This window comes from Tsukamurella pulmonis, from assembly GCF_900103175.1.
Classification (GTDB): Bacteria; Actinomycetota; Actinomycetes; order Mycobacteriales; family Mycobacteriaceae; genus Tsukamurella; species Tsukamurella pulmonis.
The window spans coordinates 2,359,485-2,375,268 of the sequence record NZ_FNLF01000002.1 but is presented as its reverse complement, the minus strand read 5'-3'; the positions used below and the strand labels follow the sequence as shown (position 1 = coordinate 2,375,268).

Here is a 15,784-nt window from a genome sequence, read left to right as displayed (position 1 = left end):
CCCGATCCTGCCAGAACCGGACATCCCCGGCGAGGCCCCCACCGTGTTAGGTTCGCCCGGACACCGACGACGGGGACCTCATGCACACGCAGGGCGACAGCACGTACCTTCCGACCCGCGACGGCCGGCAGCTGCACGCCGCGGTCCTACCGGGGCCGGTCGACGCCCCGGCGGGCAGGCCGCTCGTGGTCTTCGAAGCCGGCGCGGGCGGCACCCGATCCACCTGGGGCACAACGCAACCACTCCTGCGCGACGCCACGACGACGGTCGCGTACGACCGTTCGGGGCTCGGTCGCAGCGAGCCGGATGCCGCGGACCGCACCTTCGGACGGATGGCCGACGACCTCAACGACCTCCTCGACGGCCTCGCCGCCGGCGATCCGGACCGGCGATTCGTCCTCGCCGGCCACAGCCTGGGCGGGGTGATCTCGCGCCTGGCCGCGTCCCGGCGGCCCGAGCGCATCGCCGGGCTGGTTCTCGTCGATCCGTCGGAGGAGGGCGCTGAGGACGTTTTCCGTGGGAACCCCGAACGGCGCGTAGCGATCTCGAAGGTCGTGATGCGGGTGCTGGCGCGCACCGGGCTCCTGCGCCTGCTCGGCGGCATCGCCTTCCGCCGCCTCCCCGCGGACGTGCGCGCCGACCTCGCCGCCGAGGCGACCACGCCGCGGGCGGTCGCGACGATGGAACAGGAGCTCGCGACCTTCTACACCGAGCTCGCATCCTGGCGGCAGAGCGCACCCGACCTGGGCGGGCTTCCGGTCACCGTGATCTCGGGTGTCAAGAGCGGCGGACTCGGCGCGAAGGTGCGACTGCGGGTCAACGAGGCCCACGCCCGCCGCGCCGCGGCGTCCCCGCACGGGCGGCACGTGCTCGCCGAGGAGTCCGGCCACCAGGTGCCCCTGACGGAGCCGGCGCTGGTCGCGGCGGAGATCCGGCGGATGGTCGAGAACGCCTGAGTCAGAGCGGATACGGCGGCGCGCCGACACCGACGAGACGGTAGGTGCCCCACACCGTCTTATCGGTCACCAGGGCGGGCGACGCGTCTCCCCCGCCGACCGAGACCGTGACGCTGCCGCGCGGCATCTTCTTGAGCGCCGCACCGATATCGAGGTCGTCGACGGTGCCGTACCAGTGGTAGTTGCCGTCGAGCGGCTCGAGATGGCCCGCGAGCCGCACCGGCGAGACCGCCTCGTAGTCGCCCGACCGGAGGACGGCGTCGCCGGCGTAGACGCCCTCGTCGCGGACGTGGTCGTTGGACAGGTCGATCGCGTCCCGGTCCGGGCGCGACGGGAGGCGGCGCCCGCGCTGGATCCACCGCGCAGTGACCGGCGGCCGCGACACGATGCGTGTGGCGGCCTCGGCGTACATCCAGCGCAGCCAGGTGTGGAGCGTGTCCAGTTGCGCCTTCGATCCGTCGGTGAGCACGAGGTTCGGCACACCGTCGACCAGCATGCCGAGGTACGCGCGCTCGGCGTCGGCGGGCCCGACGGTGCTCGGCGCCTCGACCCGCGGGTCGAGCGCGGGGACCGCGATCTCGGCGGTGGTGCCGGGCAGGACCACCAGGTCGTAGTCCGTCTCCCCCGCGTGCGTGGACAGGGTCCAGGCGTCGCGGTCGGGCCGGAATCGCAGACCCACCACCTCCGACGGTGCCACCACGGCCCCGTCGAGGCCGGGCGGGCGGGAGCCGACGACGACGATGCGCGGCTGCTCCTCCGGGCTCACGCGAGGAACCCGGCCTTCTTCCACGACCACCGCGCGAGCGGGCCCATGAGACCGACGGAGTCGAGGAAGCGGCCGAGGTCGCGGAAGCCGTCCTGCTTGGCCCGCCGGTGCTCCGGGTTGGTGATGGCGGCGCGGTAGGCGGCCTTGGGATCGAGTCCGACCCGGGCGTACATGCGCGGGTTCGCGAACAGCATGCGGAAGCCGAACGCGGCCCCGGCGTGCAGGTTGCCGACGAGCAGCGTCTGCAGGCGGCTGCGATCGGCGACGCCGCGGCGGGCACCGTCACGGGCGTAGCCGATGTGCCGGGCCTCCTCGGTGACGTGGATCTGCATCAGTCGCGCGACGATGGGCTGCAGCTCCGGATCGTCCTTGATCTGGCGCTGCTGCGCGTCGAAGATCTCCTCGCCGACGAGCGCGGCGATCCACACGGCCTGGCCGCGGATCACCGGCGCGAGGACGTACTTCACGACCGCGAGCTGCCAGCCGCGCAGGCGGTAAGGACGCTCACCGATGCGGTCGATGACCTTGCCGAACATCACCATGTGCCGGCACTCGTCCCCCATCTCGGTGAGCGAGTAGAACGCGTCGCGCGAGGTGGGGTCCTTGGTGAGGAGGTCACGCAGCAGCAGCCGGTTGAGCAGGTTCTCGAACCAGATGCCCATCGAGAGCAGGTTCACCATCTCCTGCTTGGAGAGGGCGATCTGCTCCGCGCGGGACATGCCGTTCCAGATGTCCGTGCCGTACAGGGTGCACATGTGCGGGGGCAGGAAGAACTTGTCGGGGTCGATCGGGGCGTCCCAATCGATGTCGACGACGGGCGCGTAGGAACGCTTGACGGAACCACCGAGAAGTCGATCGGCCACGCTGTCGCGGGTGCGTTCGGGCAGTGTCGTATCGGTCATGTGGCGAAGGTAACACCAGCGATGGACACTGTCCAGCATTCTGTCTATTCGCGCAGCGTGTCCGCGTGACTACCCCACGAACTGCGCCCGGGCGGGGATGACGAACGTCTGCGCGTACCGTCGGCCCGCCTCGACGTTCGCGGCGCTGGGACCGCGGTGATCGGGCTCGTCCTCCACGCCCTGGACCGGCGGCAGCGGCGTGAGCAGGAGCGAGTGCAACTGCCGCACGAAGAAGTCGGCGAGGGCATCGACGTCCGCGTCGTCGCGGTACTCGCCGCGCCGGATCTCCTGCAGGAAGAAGCGCCGGCCCTGCTGGATCTGCGGGGAATCGCCGTGGATGTAGGGCAGGATCAGCGCAGGATTCATCGCCATCACCCGCTGCAACGCGCGGTGCTCGCGCAGGTACGCGTACGCGAAGGCGAAACCGGCGGCGAGCCGCTCGTCGTTGTCCTCGATCGGATCGGCGTAGTCGTGGATTCGGCCGTAGAACTTGTCCAGCTCACTGGTCACCACCGCTTCGACCAGGGCGTCCTTGCCGGTGAAGTGCTGATAGAGCGTGGCCCGGGCGAGCCGGGCGCGTTTGGCCAGCGCGCCCATAGAGATCCGCGTCAGCCCCGCTTCGTCGACCCAGTCGAGCGCGGCTCGCAGGATCTGCTGCCGGGTGTCGGGTTTCGTCGTCGGGGTCGATGCCACCTGCGGATTCTAGCCCGACCAGCCGGTTCCCGGCGTCAGTCCTCCGGCTCGGTGACGAAATCGACGAGTCGCTCGACCGCCCCGATCAGCGAGGCGTCCAGGTCGCGGAACGAGGTGACCGCGCCCTGGACCCGGCGCCAGCCGTCCTGCGGCGTGCCCCAGCCCAGGCGACGGCAGGTGCCGGTCTTCCAGTCCTCGCCCCGCGGAACGGCGGGCCAGGCGTCGATGCCGACCGACGCGGGCTTGACGGCGGCCCAGATGTCGATGAACGGGTGGCCGGTGACCATGACGTACTTGCCGAGCGCCTGCGTCATCCGGGACTCCTTCGAGCCCTCCACCAGGTGATCGGCGAGCACGCCCACCTTCCGGCCCGGCCCCGGCTGGAACTCGGCGAGCCGCGCGCCCAGGTGGTCGAGCCCCTCGAGCTGCTCGACGACGACGCCCTCGACCCGCAGGTCGTGGCCCCAGACCCGCTCGACGAGCGCCGCGTCGTGGATGCCCTCCACCCAGATCCGGCTGGGCAGCGCGACGCGCGCCTTCACCCCCTCGACGCGGGTCGAGCCCGACGCGCTGCGCTGCGGGCCCGACGGTGCCTTCGCCCGCGGCTTCACGAGGGTGACCGGCTTCCCGTCGATGAGGAAGGCGGCTTTGCGCATCGCGAACACGCGGACCGCGCCGCGGGCGTCCTCGAGCTTGACGAAGTCGCCGTCGTAGCTCTTGTCGAAGCCGACGACCGCCCCGCAGAAGCCCGTCGCCGCGTCCTCGACGACGAGGTCGCGGTCGGCCGGAACCTCGGGGATCACGCGCGCCTTCTTGCTCGCGTGCCCGGCGTAGATGTCTCCATAGCTGTTCGCCACGGCGATCCACGGTAGCCGAGAAGCGACCCCGATCCGGGGATCTACGGCGCCGGGTCGACGTAGTGCGTGAAGCCGTAGCGCTCGTGCGGGCCGATGGCGCCGAACTCGAAGAGCCCCTCGCCCCGCTCGGTGCGGCCGTCGGGGTGGCGGACGGTGCAGGTGGCGAGGTACTCGACCGGCACCAGCATGGTGAGGTTCACGTCGAGCTCGGACACTCGGAAGCGCCGCCCCTCGACCTTCTCCTCGCCCTGCCACATGCCGTGCCGCCAGTCCTGGTCGAGGCCGTAGCCGGTGCCGAATCCGAAGTGGTTGGCGGTGAGGATCGCGATGTCGACCTCGGTGCGCGCACCGTCGGCCCCCGTGAACGCGAGCCGTGCGGCCCGGGCCTGCCGGGTGCCCGAGACGAAGTCGATCTCGTGCGCGACGTGCCCGAGCCAGCGGGGCTCGGCACCGTCGTGCGGGATCCAGGTGGCGTCCTCGACGACCGGCCGCCCCGTCGCGTCCTCCTGGAGGACCACGCAGACCGTGGCCTCCGGCAGGCGGAGCACCGAGTAGATCCAGAAGAAGTTCCCGGCCTCGGTGACGCGGCGCCCGGGCGGCTCCGCCTCCCCGACGGGACGCACGCCCCACGAGCGGTCGCGGTTGCCGCGCCAGGTGCTCACATCGAACCGCTCACCGGCGACGGTCAGTTCCCCCGACCAGTCGCCGACCTGGACGAAGCGCTGGGTGTCGAAGGTGACGCGCTCGATCTGGCGGTGGAAGTGCCGCGGTTCGAGGTGCGCCGGACCGGTGGCGTCGAAGGTGAGATCGAAGGCGAGGTCGTAGTCGTCGCCGGCGGCGAGCACCACGCGCAGGCGGGAGAGCCCGTCGAGGACCTCCAGCCGCAGCGGCCCGACGGTCGTGTCCGCCCGATCCGCGCCGAGCGCCTTCGACGCGCGGAAGACGATCTGCTCGTCCCCGTGGCGGGCGACCGCGAAGCAGTCCATCACCCCGAGGTTCGGATAGACGCCGAGGCCGAGCACGAGGAACGGCGACTGCACGCTGCCGTCGTGGGCGTTGAAGTAGTAGCGGTCGTAGAAGTTGCGGTCCGAGGTCGCGGGGTGGCGGATCACCTCGGCGACCTGGTGCACGGGGTAGTCGTCCGCCGGGGACAGCGGCGAGCCGGCCCACCGCGTCACGGCACGGCCTCCCAGTACGTCCCGTCGAGCATCTTCTCGATGCTCGCGCGGTGCAGGATCATGTCGTCCGGATCCTCCGGCGCCGCAGACGCCCCGAAGTCGATGGCCCGCGTCTGGATCCGGTACATGATGACGCCGTGCACGATCGCCGCGTAGGCGGTGTAGAAGTCCATCTCGCGCGGGACGTGGCCGGTGCGATCGGCGTACCGTCGCTCCACGTCCGGGCGCCGCAGGAAGCCCGGCAGGCCGGGCAGACCGGCGAGCTCGGCGAGGTCCTGGAAGAAGCGGTGCAGGTAGACGAACCAGCCGAGGTCCAGCTCGCACGGCCCGACGGTGGCCATCTCCCAGTCGAGCACCGCGACCGGCGTGTTGCCGCGGTAGAGCAGGTTGCCGATCCGGGCGTCGCCCCACGTGAGCACGGCGTCGGCGTGGCCGGGCAGCCGCTCCCGCGCCCAGGCCAGCGCGCGGTCGAGGACCGGCGCGCGGCGATGCCCCTCCGCGGCCCAGTCGTAGAAGTCGCACAGGCGGCGCAGGTGCGCGGCGAGCGCGGTCTCCCCCGGTGCGGGCATCGGGATCCGGACGCCGTCGGGCGGAGGCACCGCGTGGATGGTCGCGATCACGTCGACCGAGGCGTCCGCGAGTTCCCACAGGTCCGCATCGGTGGACTCCGGCCGCCACGCACCGAAGGTGTACGGCATGACGTCGGGCGGCACCTCGCCGTCGATGCGCTCCATGACCAGGAACGGGGCGCCGATCACCCCGGGATCCTCCTCCACCCACAGGCAGGCCGGGGCCGCCACGCCGTACGCCGCGACGTGCCGCATCACCGCGAACTGCGCGGGCAGGTCGTAGGTCGGGAAGACGGGGTCGGACTCGGCGCGCGGAGCGACGCGGATGACCAGGCGCCGCTCCTCGTCCGCGAGCCGGACCGTCGCGAGCAGCGTCTCGCTCGACATGCCGTTGCCCTCGGGCAGCTGGAGATCGAGCACCTGCGCGTCCGGCTCGCGCGTCGCGAACCACTGCTGCAGCCGGGCACGCAGCTCGTCCGGCGTGCGCTGCGAGGAGGCCGGGCGGGCCTGCTCGGCGAAGGTGTCCGAATCGCTCATGCGGGTCAGGGTAGAGCCGCGACCGCTTTGCTAGAACATGTTTCAGCAATCTCGTACGGCGTTCTCCCGGTCACCGGAAACCCCGGGCCGGGCCGACGCGACTACGCTTGACCGTCATGAGCTCCCCCGTCGCCACCCTCGCCCGTCGTGCCACCGCGGGGCCCGCCCAGGGCTTCGCGGTGTGGTCCGCCGCGTGGCTCGCCGGCGCGGCGGGGACGGACGAACTGCTCGCGGCGCTCGGCGAGTGGGCGCCGGTGCAGTCCGTCGTCGACGGTGATCTGCCCGACCTGCTCGCGGAGATCCGGGCCCTGCAGCCGCACACCGTCCGCCTGCTGCTGCCCGCGCCCGGTGATGCGCGGGGACTGCCCGCCGGCACCGATCTGGAGCAGGCGGCGATGGCGCGGGGCGAGGTGGTGCTGTTCGACGGCGAATCGGCCACGATCGCGCTGGTGCCCACACCCGAGGCCGGCGACGTGATGCGGTGGCAGGCCTACCTGCACGAGCCGCCGCTCGTCGATCCCGAGCCGGTCTCGCTGGGCGCCGCGGAACACGCGCTGCGGGACGCGGTGCGCGAGGCACCGTCCGCGCTGGCGAGCCTGCCGCCGGCACCCGATGACGCCTCGGACCCCCGCGGGGTGGTCATGGAACTGACCCGCTACCTCGGCGCGCACCGACTGCCGCGCAGCGCCTCCGAGCGGGCGCACCGCGTGCTCGACAGCGCGGGCATGGTCGAGGCGATCCTGCTCGTCGCGGGCGCGGAGAATCCCTACGCCGGGCTCACCCTCGCGTCCGCACAGGGCGGCGACGCCGCCTACCGCGACCTGTGGCGCACCGTCCGGGCGGCGCGGGTGGCCGCGGTCAACGCGGTCTGCCGCGACGAGCTCAGGCGCTGATCCCCGCTCACGATGTCGCGTTCTGCCGCGGTACGAGTGCGCTGCGGCACGCGTACCCGTCGCGAACACGACATCGTGAGGCAGCGGATCAGGTGCGCGCGGGCCGGCGCACCGCCGGACAGCAGCCCTCGACGCACGAGGCGCCGTTCACGCTGACGCCGAGGCCGGTCGACCTGCCGGCGAAGGCGTCGTCGACCAGATCGGCGACCATCGCGGCGAACCGCGGGTCGGCCGACGGCGTGGCGGCGCGGGCGAACGGCATGCCCAACTCCGCCGCGAGCTCGCGGGCCTCCGTGTCGAGATCCCAGATGACCTCGAGATGATCGGAGACGAAGCCGATCGGGACGACGGCCGCGCCGGGCACCCGCTCGTCCCACAGGGCCTTGATGTGATCGCAGATGTCGGGCTCGAGCCACGGGACCTGGGCAGGTCCGGAGCGGGACTGCCAGACCACGTCGCAGTCCAGGCCGAGCCTGGCGGCCACGTTCTCGGAGGCGTCGCGGACCTGGGTCGAGTAGAGGCGTTCCACCTCGGGCGGGCCGGCGTTGACGTCGGCGGCGTCCGGGATCGAATGCGCGGTGAACACGAGACGCGCGCCGGACGGCAGTGCCGACAGCGCCTCCGCTGCGGCGTCGGCGAAGCAGTCCAGGAAGAGCGGGTGATCGTAGAAGTGCGGCAGCTTCGTCAGCCGCGGGGCGCCGTCGCCGACGGCGGCGAGGGCACGTGTGATGTCCTCGTCGTACTGCCGGCAGCCGGAGAACCCGCCCCACGCCGAGGTGGCGAAGACGAGCGCGTTGCGCACGCCGTCGTCCTTCATCCGCTGGACGGTGTCCTCGACCATCGGGTGCCAGTTCCGGTTGCCGAAGTAGATCGGCAGCTCGCGGCCCCGTCGGCCGAACTCCCGGGTGATCGCCTCGATGAGCGCCCTGTTCTGGGCGTTGATCGGCGAGACGCCGCCGAACCGCAGGTAGTGCTGTTCGACGGCGTCCAGTCGTTCGGGTGGCACGCCGCGACCACGCACGACGTTCTCGAGGAACGGTCGCACGTGGTCGGGGTGTTCGGGTCCTCCGAAGGAGAGGACCAGCAGCGCGTCGTACGCGGTGGACACGTCTGCTACTGCTGGTTGATGAAGTCCTCGGGGAACCAGGTGTTGTGGCTGGCGCCGCCGTCGACGTAGACGATGGAACCGGTGGTGCCGGGCAGCCAGTCCGAGAGCAGGGCGCACACGCTCTTGCCCACGACCTCCGGGTCGTCGACGTTCCAGCCGATGGGCGAGGCGCCGTCCCAGTAGGTGTTGAGCATGTTGAGCTTCTTGGCGTCGTCGGTCGCGGTGCCCGAGATCGCCTTGGCGGCCAGCGTCTTGATGGGGCCGGCGGCCACCAGGTTCGAGCGGATCTTCTTGGCGTAGCCGACCTCGCGGGCGACGTACCGGTTGACCGACTCGAGGGCGGCCTTCTGCACGCCCATCCAGTTGTAGTCGGGCAGCGCGGTGCGGGGATCGAAGTCCATGCCCACGATGGAGCCGCCCTCGTTCATGACGGGCAGCACGGCGCGGGCCAGCGAGGCGTAGCTCCACGCGGAGATCTCGAAGGACTTCGCCACGTCGGGACCGGGGCCCTCGAGGAAGGGCAGCGCGTCCGGGCCCATGAGGGTGCGGGGCGCGAAGGCGATGGAGTGCAGCACGCCGTCGATGCCCTCGGGCGCGAGCTCGCGGACCTTGTCGGCCAGCGCGCCCAGGTACTCCTCGTCGGTGATGTCGAGCGGGATCGCGGGCGGCACCTCCTGCGGGAGGCGCTTGGCGATGCGGTCGATCAGGCGCAGTCGCTCCGGGATGCCGGTGATGATCACCTTGGCGCCCTGCTCCTGGGCCACCTTGGCGGCCGAGAAGGCGATGGAGGCATCGGTGATGATGCCGGTGATGAGGATGGTCTTGCCTTCGAGCAGTCCGGTCACGGACGTGCCTCCTTCAGGTTTCTTCGGTGCTGCAGGGCTGGTTCGACGGTGCGCCGCCGGCGTGCGGGACGGGCCTAGTGGCCCATGCCCAGGCCACCGTCGACGTTGATGACGTTGCCGGAGACGTAGGCGGAGTCGTCCGAGGCGAGGAACGAGACCACGGCCGCGACCTCCTCGGGCTGGCCCATCCGCTTGGCGGGGATGGCCTGCTTGACGGCACCCTCGACGTACTCGGCGGGCAGCTCGCGGGTCATGTCGGTGTCGATGAGGCCGGGCGCGATCACGTTGGCGGTGACGTTGCGGGCGCCGAGCTCGCGGGTGACGGAGCGCGCGAGGCCGATCACACCGGCCTTGGACGAGGCGTAGTTCGCCTGGCCGGGCGTGCCCATGAGGCCGACGACCGAGCCCAGGTAGATGAACCGGCCCCAGCGCTTCTTGAGCATGTCGCGTGTGGCGGCCTTGGTCACCCGGAAGGCACCGGTGAGGTTCGAGTTGATGACCTTCTCGAAGCTCTCGACGCTCATCCGCATGAGCAGGGTGTCCTCGGTGATGCCGGCGTTCGCGACGACGACCTCGACCGGTCCCTGGTGCTCGGCGACGGTCTTGAACGCGGCCTCCACCGAGTCGTTGTCGGTGACGTCGCACTGCACGCCGAACAGGCCCTCGGGGGCGCCGGAACCGCGGTGGGTGACCGCGACCTTGTGACCGTCGGCGGCGAGACGCTGTGCGATCGCGAGGCCGATGCCGCGGTTGCCGCCCGTGACGAGGACGGACCGGGGCGTGAATTCAGAAGTCGACATGGAAGCCAACTTATCAATCGCGCTCGCGAGCGGGGAAATCTCCGCTCGCGCGAGTCGCGGACCGGCGCCCGCCCGCGGCTGCCGCGATCACGGCAGGCGACGGTTGAACGCGACGGCCCCGGCCGCCCCGAGCACCAGCAGGCCCGTGGCCCAGAGCACCCAGACCCGCGAGTTGTCGCCCTTCTGCATCTCCCACCCGATCTCGTCACGCAGCGTGCCGTAGGCCTCGTTGAGGTCGCTCAGCGACGATGCGGAGAAGAACTGGCCGCCCGAGAGATCCGCGATCTTCTTCAGCGAGGCGTCGTCGACGGGGACGGGGATGCTCTGCCCGTCGATGTTCACCACACCGTTCGGCGTGCCGAAGGAGATGGTGGAGATGGGGATCCCCTCCTCCTTGGCCTTGCGGGCCGCCGTGAAACCGCCGCGGGGATCGTCGAGGTCGGTGGGCACCGTCTGCTTGCCGTCCGATTCGAGGATGATGCGCGCGGGCGGGGCGTTGTCCTTGCCGCCCAGCACGTCCCGGATGTTCTTGATCGACTGGATCGCCGAGTAGATGCCCTCGCCGGTGGCGGTGCGGTTGGCGGTCTCGAGGTGGTCGATGGCGTTGGTGGCCAGCGAGCGGTCCGGTGTGGGCGAGACGAGCAGTTGCGCCGTGCCGGCGTAGGAGACGATGCCGAGGTTCATCCCCTGGGGCAGCTCGGTGACGAACTTCTTCGCCGCCTCCTTGGCCGCGTCGAGCCGGTTCGGGCTGACGTCGGTGGACTCCATCGACCGCGAGACGTCGACGACCAGCACCACGGTGGCACGGCTGCGCGGTACCTTCCGCATGGCCTGCGGCCCGGACAGGGCGACCATGAGCAGGATGAGGCCGATGCTCAGCAGCGCGATGGGCAGGTGCCGCCAGCGGTTGCGCCCGGGCGGCGCCACGGAGTCGAGCACCGACATGTTCGCGAACTTGAGCGCGCGCTTCTGCCGCCGCCGCTCGTTGTAGACGTACCCGGCCACGATGGCGAGCACGACCGGGATGCCGAGCAGCCAGATCGGGGTGGCGAGCGAGGTCAGTCCGCCCATGTCAGGAAGCACCAGCCAATCCACGTCGACGCGCGGCGACGAACCGCACGATGTCGGCGAGCCAGTCGCGGTCGGTCCGCAGGGCGAGGATCGGCGCACCGACGCCGCGCAGCGTGCGGGCCACTCGCGTGCGGTGCTCCTGCGCCGCGGCGGCGAACCGCTCCTGCAGCTCGGGGGTCACGGTCAGTTCGCGGACGGCGCCGGACTCGGCGTCGCGCAGCGCGATCTCACCCACGTCGGGGAGCTCGACGTCGCGCGGGTCGAGCACCTCGACGGCGAGCACCTCGTGGCGCGCCGCGAGGCCGCGCAGCTCGCGGACGTAGTCCACGTCGCCGAGGAAGTCGCTGATCACCACGACGAGTCCGCGCGGCTGCTCGGGGCGGCGCAGCGCGTCCAGGGCGATGCGCAGGTCACCGCGCGTCCCCTCGACGGCGCGGGGCGCGGAGGCGATCGCGCGCAGCACCTTCTGCCGCTGCGCCCGGCCGGACTTGGGCTGCACGCGGATCAACTGCGCACCGTTGGTGACCAGGCAGCCGACGCGGTTGGCAGCGCCGCTGACCAGGTGCACCACGGCGGCGGACGCGGCCACCGCGAGGTCGCGCTTCGTGCCGCCGGTCGAGCCGAAGTCCATCGACGCGGACAGGTCGACCACGATCCAGGTCTGCAGCTCGCGGTCGGCGATCATCTGCCGCACGTGCGGGTGCGTGGTGCGGGCCGTGACCGACCAGTCCATCAGGCGCACGTCGTCACCGGGCGTGTACGGGCGCGACTCCCCCGGCTCCGAGCCGGGACCGGGCAGGAGCCCTTGGTGATCGCCCTTGAGCACGCCGTCGAGCCGCCGGCGGACCAGCAGTTCGAGCATCTTCAGCGAGGCCTGCATCCGCGCCTCGTCGACCATGCCGCCGGCGAAGCTCGGCAGCGGCGTGTGCGGCGCGGCGGCACCCGTCGGCCGGTCGGGGGGTGTAGCCGGCATCGTCAGCCCTGCGGCTGCTGCGCGGGCGCGAACTGCTGCGGGGCGTGCGGCGGCTGCTGCGGCACGGGCTGCCCGACGACCTGCGGCAGTGCGACGGTCTGCAGCACCCGATTGATCGCCTGGTCGGCCGTGACCTCGTCCGCCAGGGCGTCGTAGCTCATCACGAGGCGGTGGCGCAGCACGTCCGGGATGATCTCGACGACGTCCTGCGGGACGACGTAGTCGCGGCCGCGGAGCAGCGCGAGGGCGCGGGCGGCGGCGACGATGCCCAGCGTCGCGCGGGGCGAGGCGCCGTAGGTGATCCAGGACGCCACGTCGTCGAGCCCGAACTCCCGCGGGGTCCGGGTCGCGGCGATGACGCGCACCACGTAGTCGACGAGCGCGTGGTGCACGAAGACCTCGCTCGCGGCGCGCTGCAGGCGCTGCACCGAGGCGGGGTCGAGCACCTGCGAGGGCACGGGCGGAGTGGTGCCCATGCGGTAGACGATCTCCCGCTCCTCCTCGATCGACGGGTAGCCGACGACCACCTTGAACAGGAAACGGTCGCGCTGCGCCTCCGGGAGCGGGTACACGCCCTCGTTCTCGATGGGGTTCTGCGTCGCGAGCACGAGGAAGGGATCGGGCATCGGGTAGGTCTGGCCGCCGATGGAGACCTTGCGCTCGGCCATGACCTCGAGCAGCGCGGACTGGACCTTCGCGGGGGCGCGGTTGATCTCGTCGGCGAGCAGGAAGTTGGCGGAGACCGGGCCGATCTCCGTATCGAACTGCTCCTTGCCCTGCCGGTAGATGCGGGTACCGATGAGGTCGGAGGGCACCAGGTCGGGCGTGAACTGGATGCGGGAGAAGGAGCCGCCGACCACGGTGGCGAAGGTCTCGACGGCCAGGGTCTTGGCGACGCCGGGAACGCCCTCGAGCAGCACGTGCCCCTTGGCGAGCATGCCCACCAGGATCCGCTCGACGAGCTGGTCCTGGCCCACGATCACGCGCTTGACCTCGTAGACCGCCCGCTCGAGCAGCTTGACCTCATCGCTCGAGGCGATCTCCGGTCCCTGTGAGTGCGTCACGCATTCCCCTTCGTCGTCGTTCCCCCGGCCCGTGCGGGCCCGTCCGAGCGCGGGCCGCGACGGCCCGTTCCCACGAGCGTACTGAATCCCCGGCGGTCAGCTGTTGATCACACGCACGCCCTGCGACAGGAACGTCGAGGCGTCGAAGGGGGCGATCCGCACGGCGCCGCCGGACTGCGGGGACTCGAGGATCTGGTTGTTGCCGAGGTACATCGCCACGTGCTGGGTGCCGCCCGGGCCGCGGAAGACCATGTCGCCGCGCTTGAGCTGGCTGATCGGCACCTTGTTGCCCGTCGTGTACTGGTAGCCCGAGTACTTGGGCAGGGCGATGCCGACCGCGGCGTACATGTAGGCCATCAGGCCCGAGCAGTCGAAGCCGACGCGGTTGTAGTCGCCGAAGCTGTCGGCGACGCCGCCGTCACGGACGCCCTTGGTGGCGCCCCAGGCGTTGCCGCCGCCCCAGGCGTACTGCACGCCGATGACGGACATGCCGCGCTGGATCACGGTCTCGATCATCTGGGCGCCGCTCATGCCGGCAGCACTGGTCGCCGCCTGCACGGCGGGCGCCGCGGCCTGCGGCGCGGGTGCCTGCTGGCCCGTCAGCGCACCGAACGGGTTGGTGAACAGCGACGACGCCTGGCCCACGATGTTCTGGGCGAACGACCGGGCCGCTGCGAGCGGGTCCGCGGAGTCGACCGCGCCGGCCTGCGGAGCCGCGGCCTGAGCGGCGGGGGCCTGGCCGGCGGGCGCCTGCGCTTGCGGCGCCTCGGCCGGGGCGGCGGGTGCCGCGATCTGCTGCGTCTGCTGCTCGTCGACCACGTACTGCGCGTAGATCTTCTGCTGTGCCGCGCGGTCATCGGCGCGCTTGGCCTCGTCGAGTGCGCGCTGCGCCAGTTCACGCTGGGCGCTGAGCTTGGTCTGCTCCTGCTCCTGGGTGGAGAGCGCGGCGACCGTCGTGGTGATGGAGTCCTCGGCGGAGCGCTTGCGGTCGACGGCGGCGGCGGTCGCGGCATCGGCCTGGACCTTGGCGGCCCGCGCCGCGGTACGGGAGGCCTCGGCGCGCGATTTCGCGGCCTGCAGGTCGCCCAGTGCGGCACGCTGCTTGTCGGCGACGATGCGCAGGGTGGACGCCCGATCGACGGCATCGCCGGGATCGTTGCCGCCGAGGGTGTTGATCAGGGCGCCGGCACTGTTGCCCTGGGCGTACGCGGCGCGCACGACGGTGTCGAACTTGTCCTGCGCGGTCTTGATCTTCGCGTCGGACTCGGCGACCGCTGTCTCGGAGACCTTGATCGCTCCGGCGGCGGCGGTCGCGGCGTCGCGCGCGGACTGCAGATCGACCACTGCGCGGTTGACGGACTGCCGCTTGGACGCGACGTCACCGCGCAGGTCCGCAATGCGCTGATCGGCCTGCGCGATGCGGTCGACCAGTGCGGCGACCACATTGGCGGGGTTCGCGTCGGTGCCGTTGGGCTCGGCGAAGACCGGTCCCGCGGCAGCGACGGATCCGGCCACCAGCGAGCTGGTGGCCACGACCGCGAGCAGCGACCGCGCAGCGAGATTCGTGGCGGGGTATGCCGTACGCCTCAAGGTGTCTCCCTCAACTCAAGACTTGTTCAGACCCGATGAGTACGCGTGGGCAACACGCACAACATTGGCTTCAGACGTACCGTACGGCACTTTCACAACAAGAGAAAACAGCAACCACAAATTACACAGGTGTGAGTTTCTTGAAGACCGCCTCTACCAGGGCGTATGACAAAACTGAGAATGGTATTCGAATCGGACAGCGTGATCGAATCACACAGCTGGAATTTCGAATGAATGTGCGTTATTCGTTCGATCGAACGGCGGAGGCGCCATTCTCTTCGGACGCGCTCGACGCCGAACCGGGCGTCGCGGACGCCGGGATGGGGCCGTCGGTCGCCGAACCCGCGCCCGCAGAGGAGGCCGTCCGGCGCTCCGCGTCGACCTCACGGCTGCGCCGCCGGGTCACGACGCGAGCGACGCCGGCCAGTGCGGCGACCAGCAGCACCAACACCACGGTGAACCCCGTCCACGGGAAGGTGGCGTCGTTCGCGACGTCGGCGAAGTCCTCGGCGGCCTTCGGCGGGTTGTGCAGCGCGAGCCGGCCGGTGTGGCCGTCCTGGCCCTTCTCGATCTGGTAGCGCGAGAGCTGGGTGGAGTAACCGGCCACCTGGCTGGGCGACATCACGAGGACCGTCATCGGTCCATCCGACTGCTTGCCGAGCTGAGTCCCGAGATCACGCAGCGAGGTGTCGGGGTTGTAGTCGTGCGCGAGCACGACCACCTGGAAGTTCTCGATCCCCTGCGCGCGTGCATCCTTGACGACCTGCACCAGCTGCGGCGCGGAATCGGCGTGCGCCGGGTTGAGCACGGCGACGCCGTCGACGGCGAGATCCGCCTGCAGCGCGGACAGATCGACGTCGGTCGGCACTTCGGTGAGAATCGGCAGCGGACCCATGGGCCTCACAGTACGACACGCCCGCGAGGGTGCCCGGAACGAGGCACAATGAGCTACGTCCCGCGAGTTTCAGCCCCGACGACTCTC

At 71.1% G+C, this 15,784-nt stretch carries 16 protein-coding genes; 2 read left to right on the top strand and 14 right to left on the bottom strand.

Translation table 11 applies throughout. The features are described 5' to 3' along the window. The first annotated feature begins 80 nt into the window (after positions 1–80). Positions 81–956 carry an alpha/beta fold hydrolase gene (locus tag BLQ62_RS11630; RefSeq protein ID WP_068565344.1) on the top strand — a complete coding sequence of 292 codons (876 nt, stop codon included), beginning with the start codon at positions 81–83 and terminating at the stop codon, positions 954–956. A 1-nt stretch (position 957) separates the two neighbouring features. On the opposite strand, the gene BLQ62_RS11625 is transcribed toward BLQ62_RS11630, so the two are convergent. The 6 genes from BLQ62_RS11625 to BLQ62_RS11600 all read right to left on the bottom strand — a co-directional run bounded on the left by BLQ62_RS11625 (position 958) and on the right by BLQ62_RS11600 (position 6,458). Beyond that, the gene (locus BLQ62_RS11625) at positions 958–1,722 is read right to left on the bottom strand and encodes a DUF4873 domain-containing protein (protein WP_068534621.1); all 765 of its coding nucleotides are present in this window, start codon (positions 1,720–1,722) and stop codon (positions 958–960) included. After that, positions 1,719–2,624: an AurF N-oxygenase family protein gene (locus BLQ62_RS11620; RefSeq protein ID WP_068534623.1), complete on the bottom strand. Its 906-nt coding sequence runs from the start codon at positions 2,622–2,624 to the stop codon at positions 1,719–1,721. The genes BLQ62_RS11625 and BLQ62_RS11620 overlap by 4 nt, the downstream gene beginning before the upstream one ends. Positions 2,625–2,693: 69 nt before the next feature. Next, the gene (locus BLQ62_RS11615) at positions 2,694–3,317 is read right to left on the bottom strand and encodes a TetR/AcrR family transcriptional regulator (RefSeq protein ID WP_068565346.1); all 624 of its coding nucleotides are present in this window, start codon (positions 3,315–3,317) and stop codon (positions 2,694–2,696) included. Between the two features lie 35 nt (positions 3,318–3,352). Further along, positions 3,353–4,174 (bottom strand): DUF3097 domain-containing protein, encoded by an 822-nt coding sequence (locus BLQ62_RS11610; RefSeq protein WP_414929911.1) that lies wholly within the window; start codon positions 4,172–4,174, stop codon positions 3,353–3,355. A gap of 41 nt (positions 4,175–4,215) precedes the next feature. Then, the gene (locus BLQ62_RS11605) at positions 4,216–5,352 is read right to left on the bottom strand and encodes an Rv3169 family protein (protein WP_068565348.1); all 1,137 of its coding nucleotides are present in this window, start codon (positions 5,350–5,352) and stop codon (positions 4,216–4,218) included. After that, positions 5,349–6,458 (bottom strand): phosphotransferase family protein, encoded by a 1,110-nt coding sequence (locus BLQ62_RS11600; protein ID WP_068565350.1) that lies wholly within the window; start codon positions 6,456–6,458, stop codon positions 5,349–5,351. Before BLQ62_RS11600 ends, BLQ62_RS11605 begins: the two co-directional genes overlap by 4 nt. Positions 6,459–6,574: 116 nt before the next feature. Here BLQ62_RS11600 and BLQ62_RS11595 point away from each other — a divergent pair, with 116 nt between their 5' ends. Then, a complete protein-coding gene (locus BLQ62_RS11595; RefSeq protein ID WP_068565352.1) occupies positions 6,575–7,351 on the top strand; it encodes a hypothetical protein in 777 nt (258 codons plus the stop codon). A gap of 88 nt (positions 7,352–7,439) precedes the next feature. On the opposite strand, the gene BLQ62_RS11590 is transcribed toward BLQ62_RS11595, so the two are convergent. The 8 genes from BLQ62_RS11590 to BLQ62_RS11555 all read right to left on the bottom strand — a co-directional run bounded on the left by BLQ62_RS11590 (position 7,440) and on the right by BLQ62_RS11555 (position 15,697). Further along, a complete protein-coding gene (locus tag BLQ62_RS11590; RefSeq protein ID WP_068565354.1) occupies positions 7,440–8,459 on the bottom strand; it encodes a ferrochelatase in 1,020 nt (339 codons plus the stop codon). 5 nt (positions 8,460–8,464) lie between these two features. Beyond that, entirely contained in the window at positions 8,465–9,304 is an 840-nt protein-coding gene (gene inhA, locus BLQ62_RS11585; RefSeq protein WP_068534640.1) for an NADH-dependent enoyl-ACP reductase InhA, read from the bottom strand. A gap of 74 nt (positions 9,305–9,378) precedes the next feature. After that, positions 9,379–10,104, bottom strand: coding sequence for a 3-oxoacyl-ACP reductase FabG1 (gene fabG1 / locus BLQ62_RS11580; RefSeq protein WP_068534642.1), 726 nt, complete (start codon positions 10,102–10,104; stop codon positions 9,379–9,381). A gap of 87 nt (positions 10,105–10,191) precedes the next feature. Then, positions 10,192–11,175: a VWA domain-containing protein gene (locus tag BLQ62_RS11575; RefSeq protein WP_068534648.1), complete on the bottom strand. Its 984-nt coding sequence runs from the start codon at positions 11,173–11,175 to the stop codon at positions 10,192–10,194. Between the two features lies 1 nt (position 11,176). Further along, positions 11,177–12,148, bottom strand: coding sequence for a DUF58 domain-containing protein (locus tag BLQ62_RS11570; protein WP_068565355.1), 972 nt, complete (start codon positions 12,146–12,148; stop codon positions 11,177–11,179). Positions 12,149–12,150: 2 nt separating this feature from the next. Beyond that, positions 12,151–13,299 carry an AAA family ATPase gene (locus BLQ62_RS11565; RefSeq protein ID WP_082756411.1) on the bottom strand — a complete coding sequence of 383 codons (1,149 nt, stop codon included), beginning with the start codon at positions 13,297–13,299 and terminating at the stop codon, positions 12,151–12,153. Positions 13,300–13,308: 9 nt separating this feature from the next. After that, on the bottom strand, positions 13,309–14,802 hold the full coding sequence (locus tag BLQ62_RS11560) for a C40 family peptidase (protein WP_139184190.1): 1,494 nt from the start codon (positions 14,800–14,802) through the stop codon (positions 13,309–13,311). A gap of 241 nt (positions 14,803–15,043) precedes the next feature. Continuing rightward, positions 15,044–15,697: an Rv1476 family membrane protein gene (locus BLQ62_RS11555; RefSeq protein WP_068565357.1), complete on the bottom strand. Its 654-nt coding sequence runs from the start codon at positions 15,695–15,697 to the stop codon at positions 15,044–15,046. Positions 15,698–15,784 lie beyond the last annotated feature (87 nt).

Coding starts and splice junctions, on each gene's coding strand:
- BLQ62_RS11555 (WP_068565357.1), bottom strand. CDS start 15,697: ATGGGTCCGCTGCCGATTCTCACCGAAGTGCCGACCGACGTCGATCTG.
- BLQ62_RS11575 (WP_068534648.1), bottom strand. CDS start 11,175: ATGGGCGGACTGACCTCGCTCGCCACCCCGATCTGGCTGCTCGGCATC.
- BLQ62_RS11600 (WP_068565350.1), bottom strand. CDS start 6,458: ATGAGCGATTCGGACACCTTCGCCGAGCAGGCCCGCCCGGCCTCCTCG.
- BLQ62_RS11570 (WP_068565355.1), bottom strand. CDS start 12,148: ATGCCGGCTACACCCCCCGACCGGCCGACGGGTGCCGCCGCGCCGCAC.
- BLQ62_RS11630 (WP_068565344.1), top strand. CDS start 81: ATGCACACGCAGGGCGACAGCACGTACCTTCCGACCCGCGACGGCCGG.
- BLQ62_RS11595 (WP_068565352.1), top strand. CDS start 6,575: ATGAGCTCCCCCGTCGCCACCCTCGCCCGTCGTGCCACCGCGGGGCCC.
- fabG1 (WP_068534642.1), bottom strand. CDS start 10,104: ATGTCGACTTCTGAATTCACGCCCCGGTCCGTCCTCGTCACGGGCGGC.
- BLQ62_RS11620 (WP_068534623.1), bottom strand. CDS start 2,624: ATGACCGATACGACACTGCCCGAACGCACCCGCGACAGCGTGGCCGAT.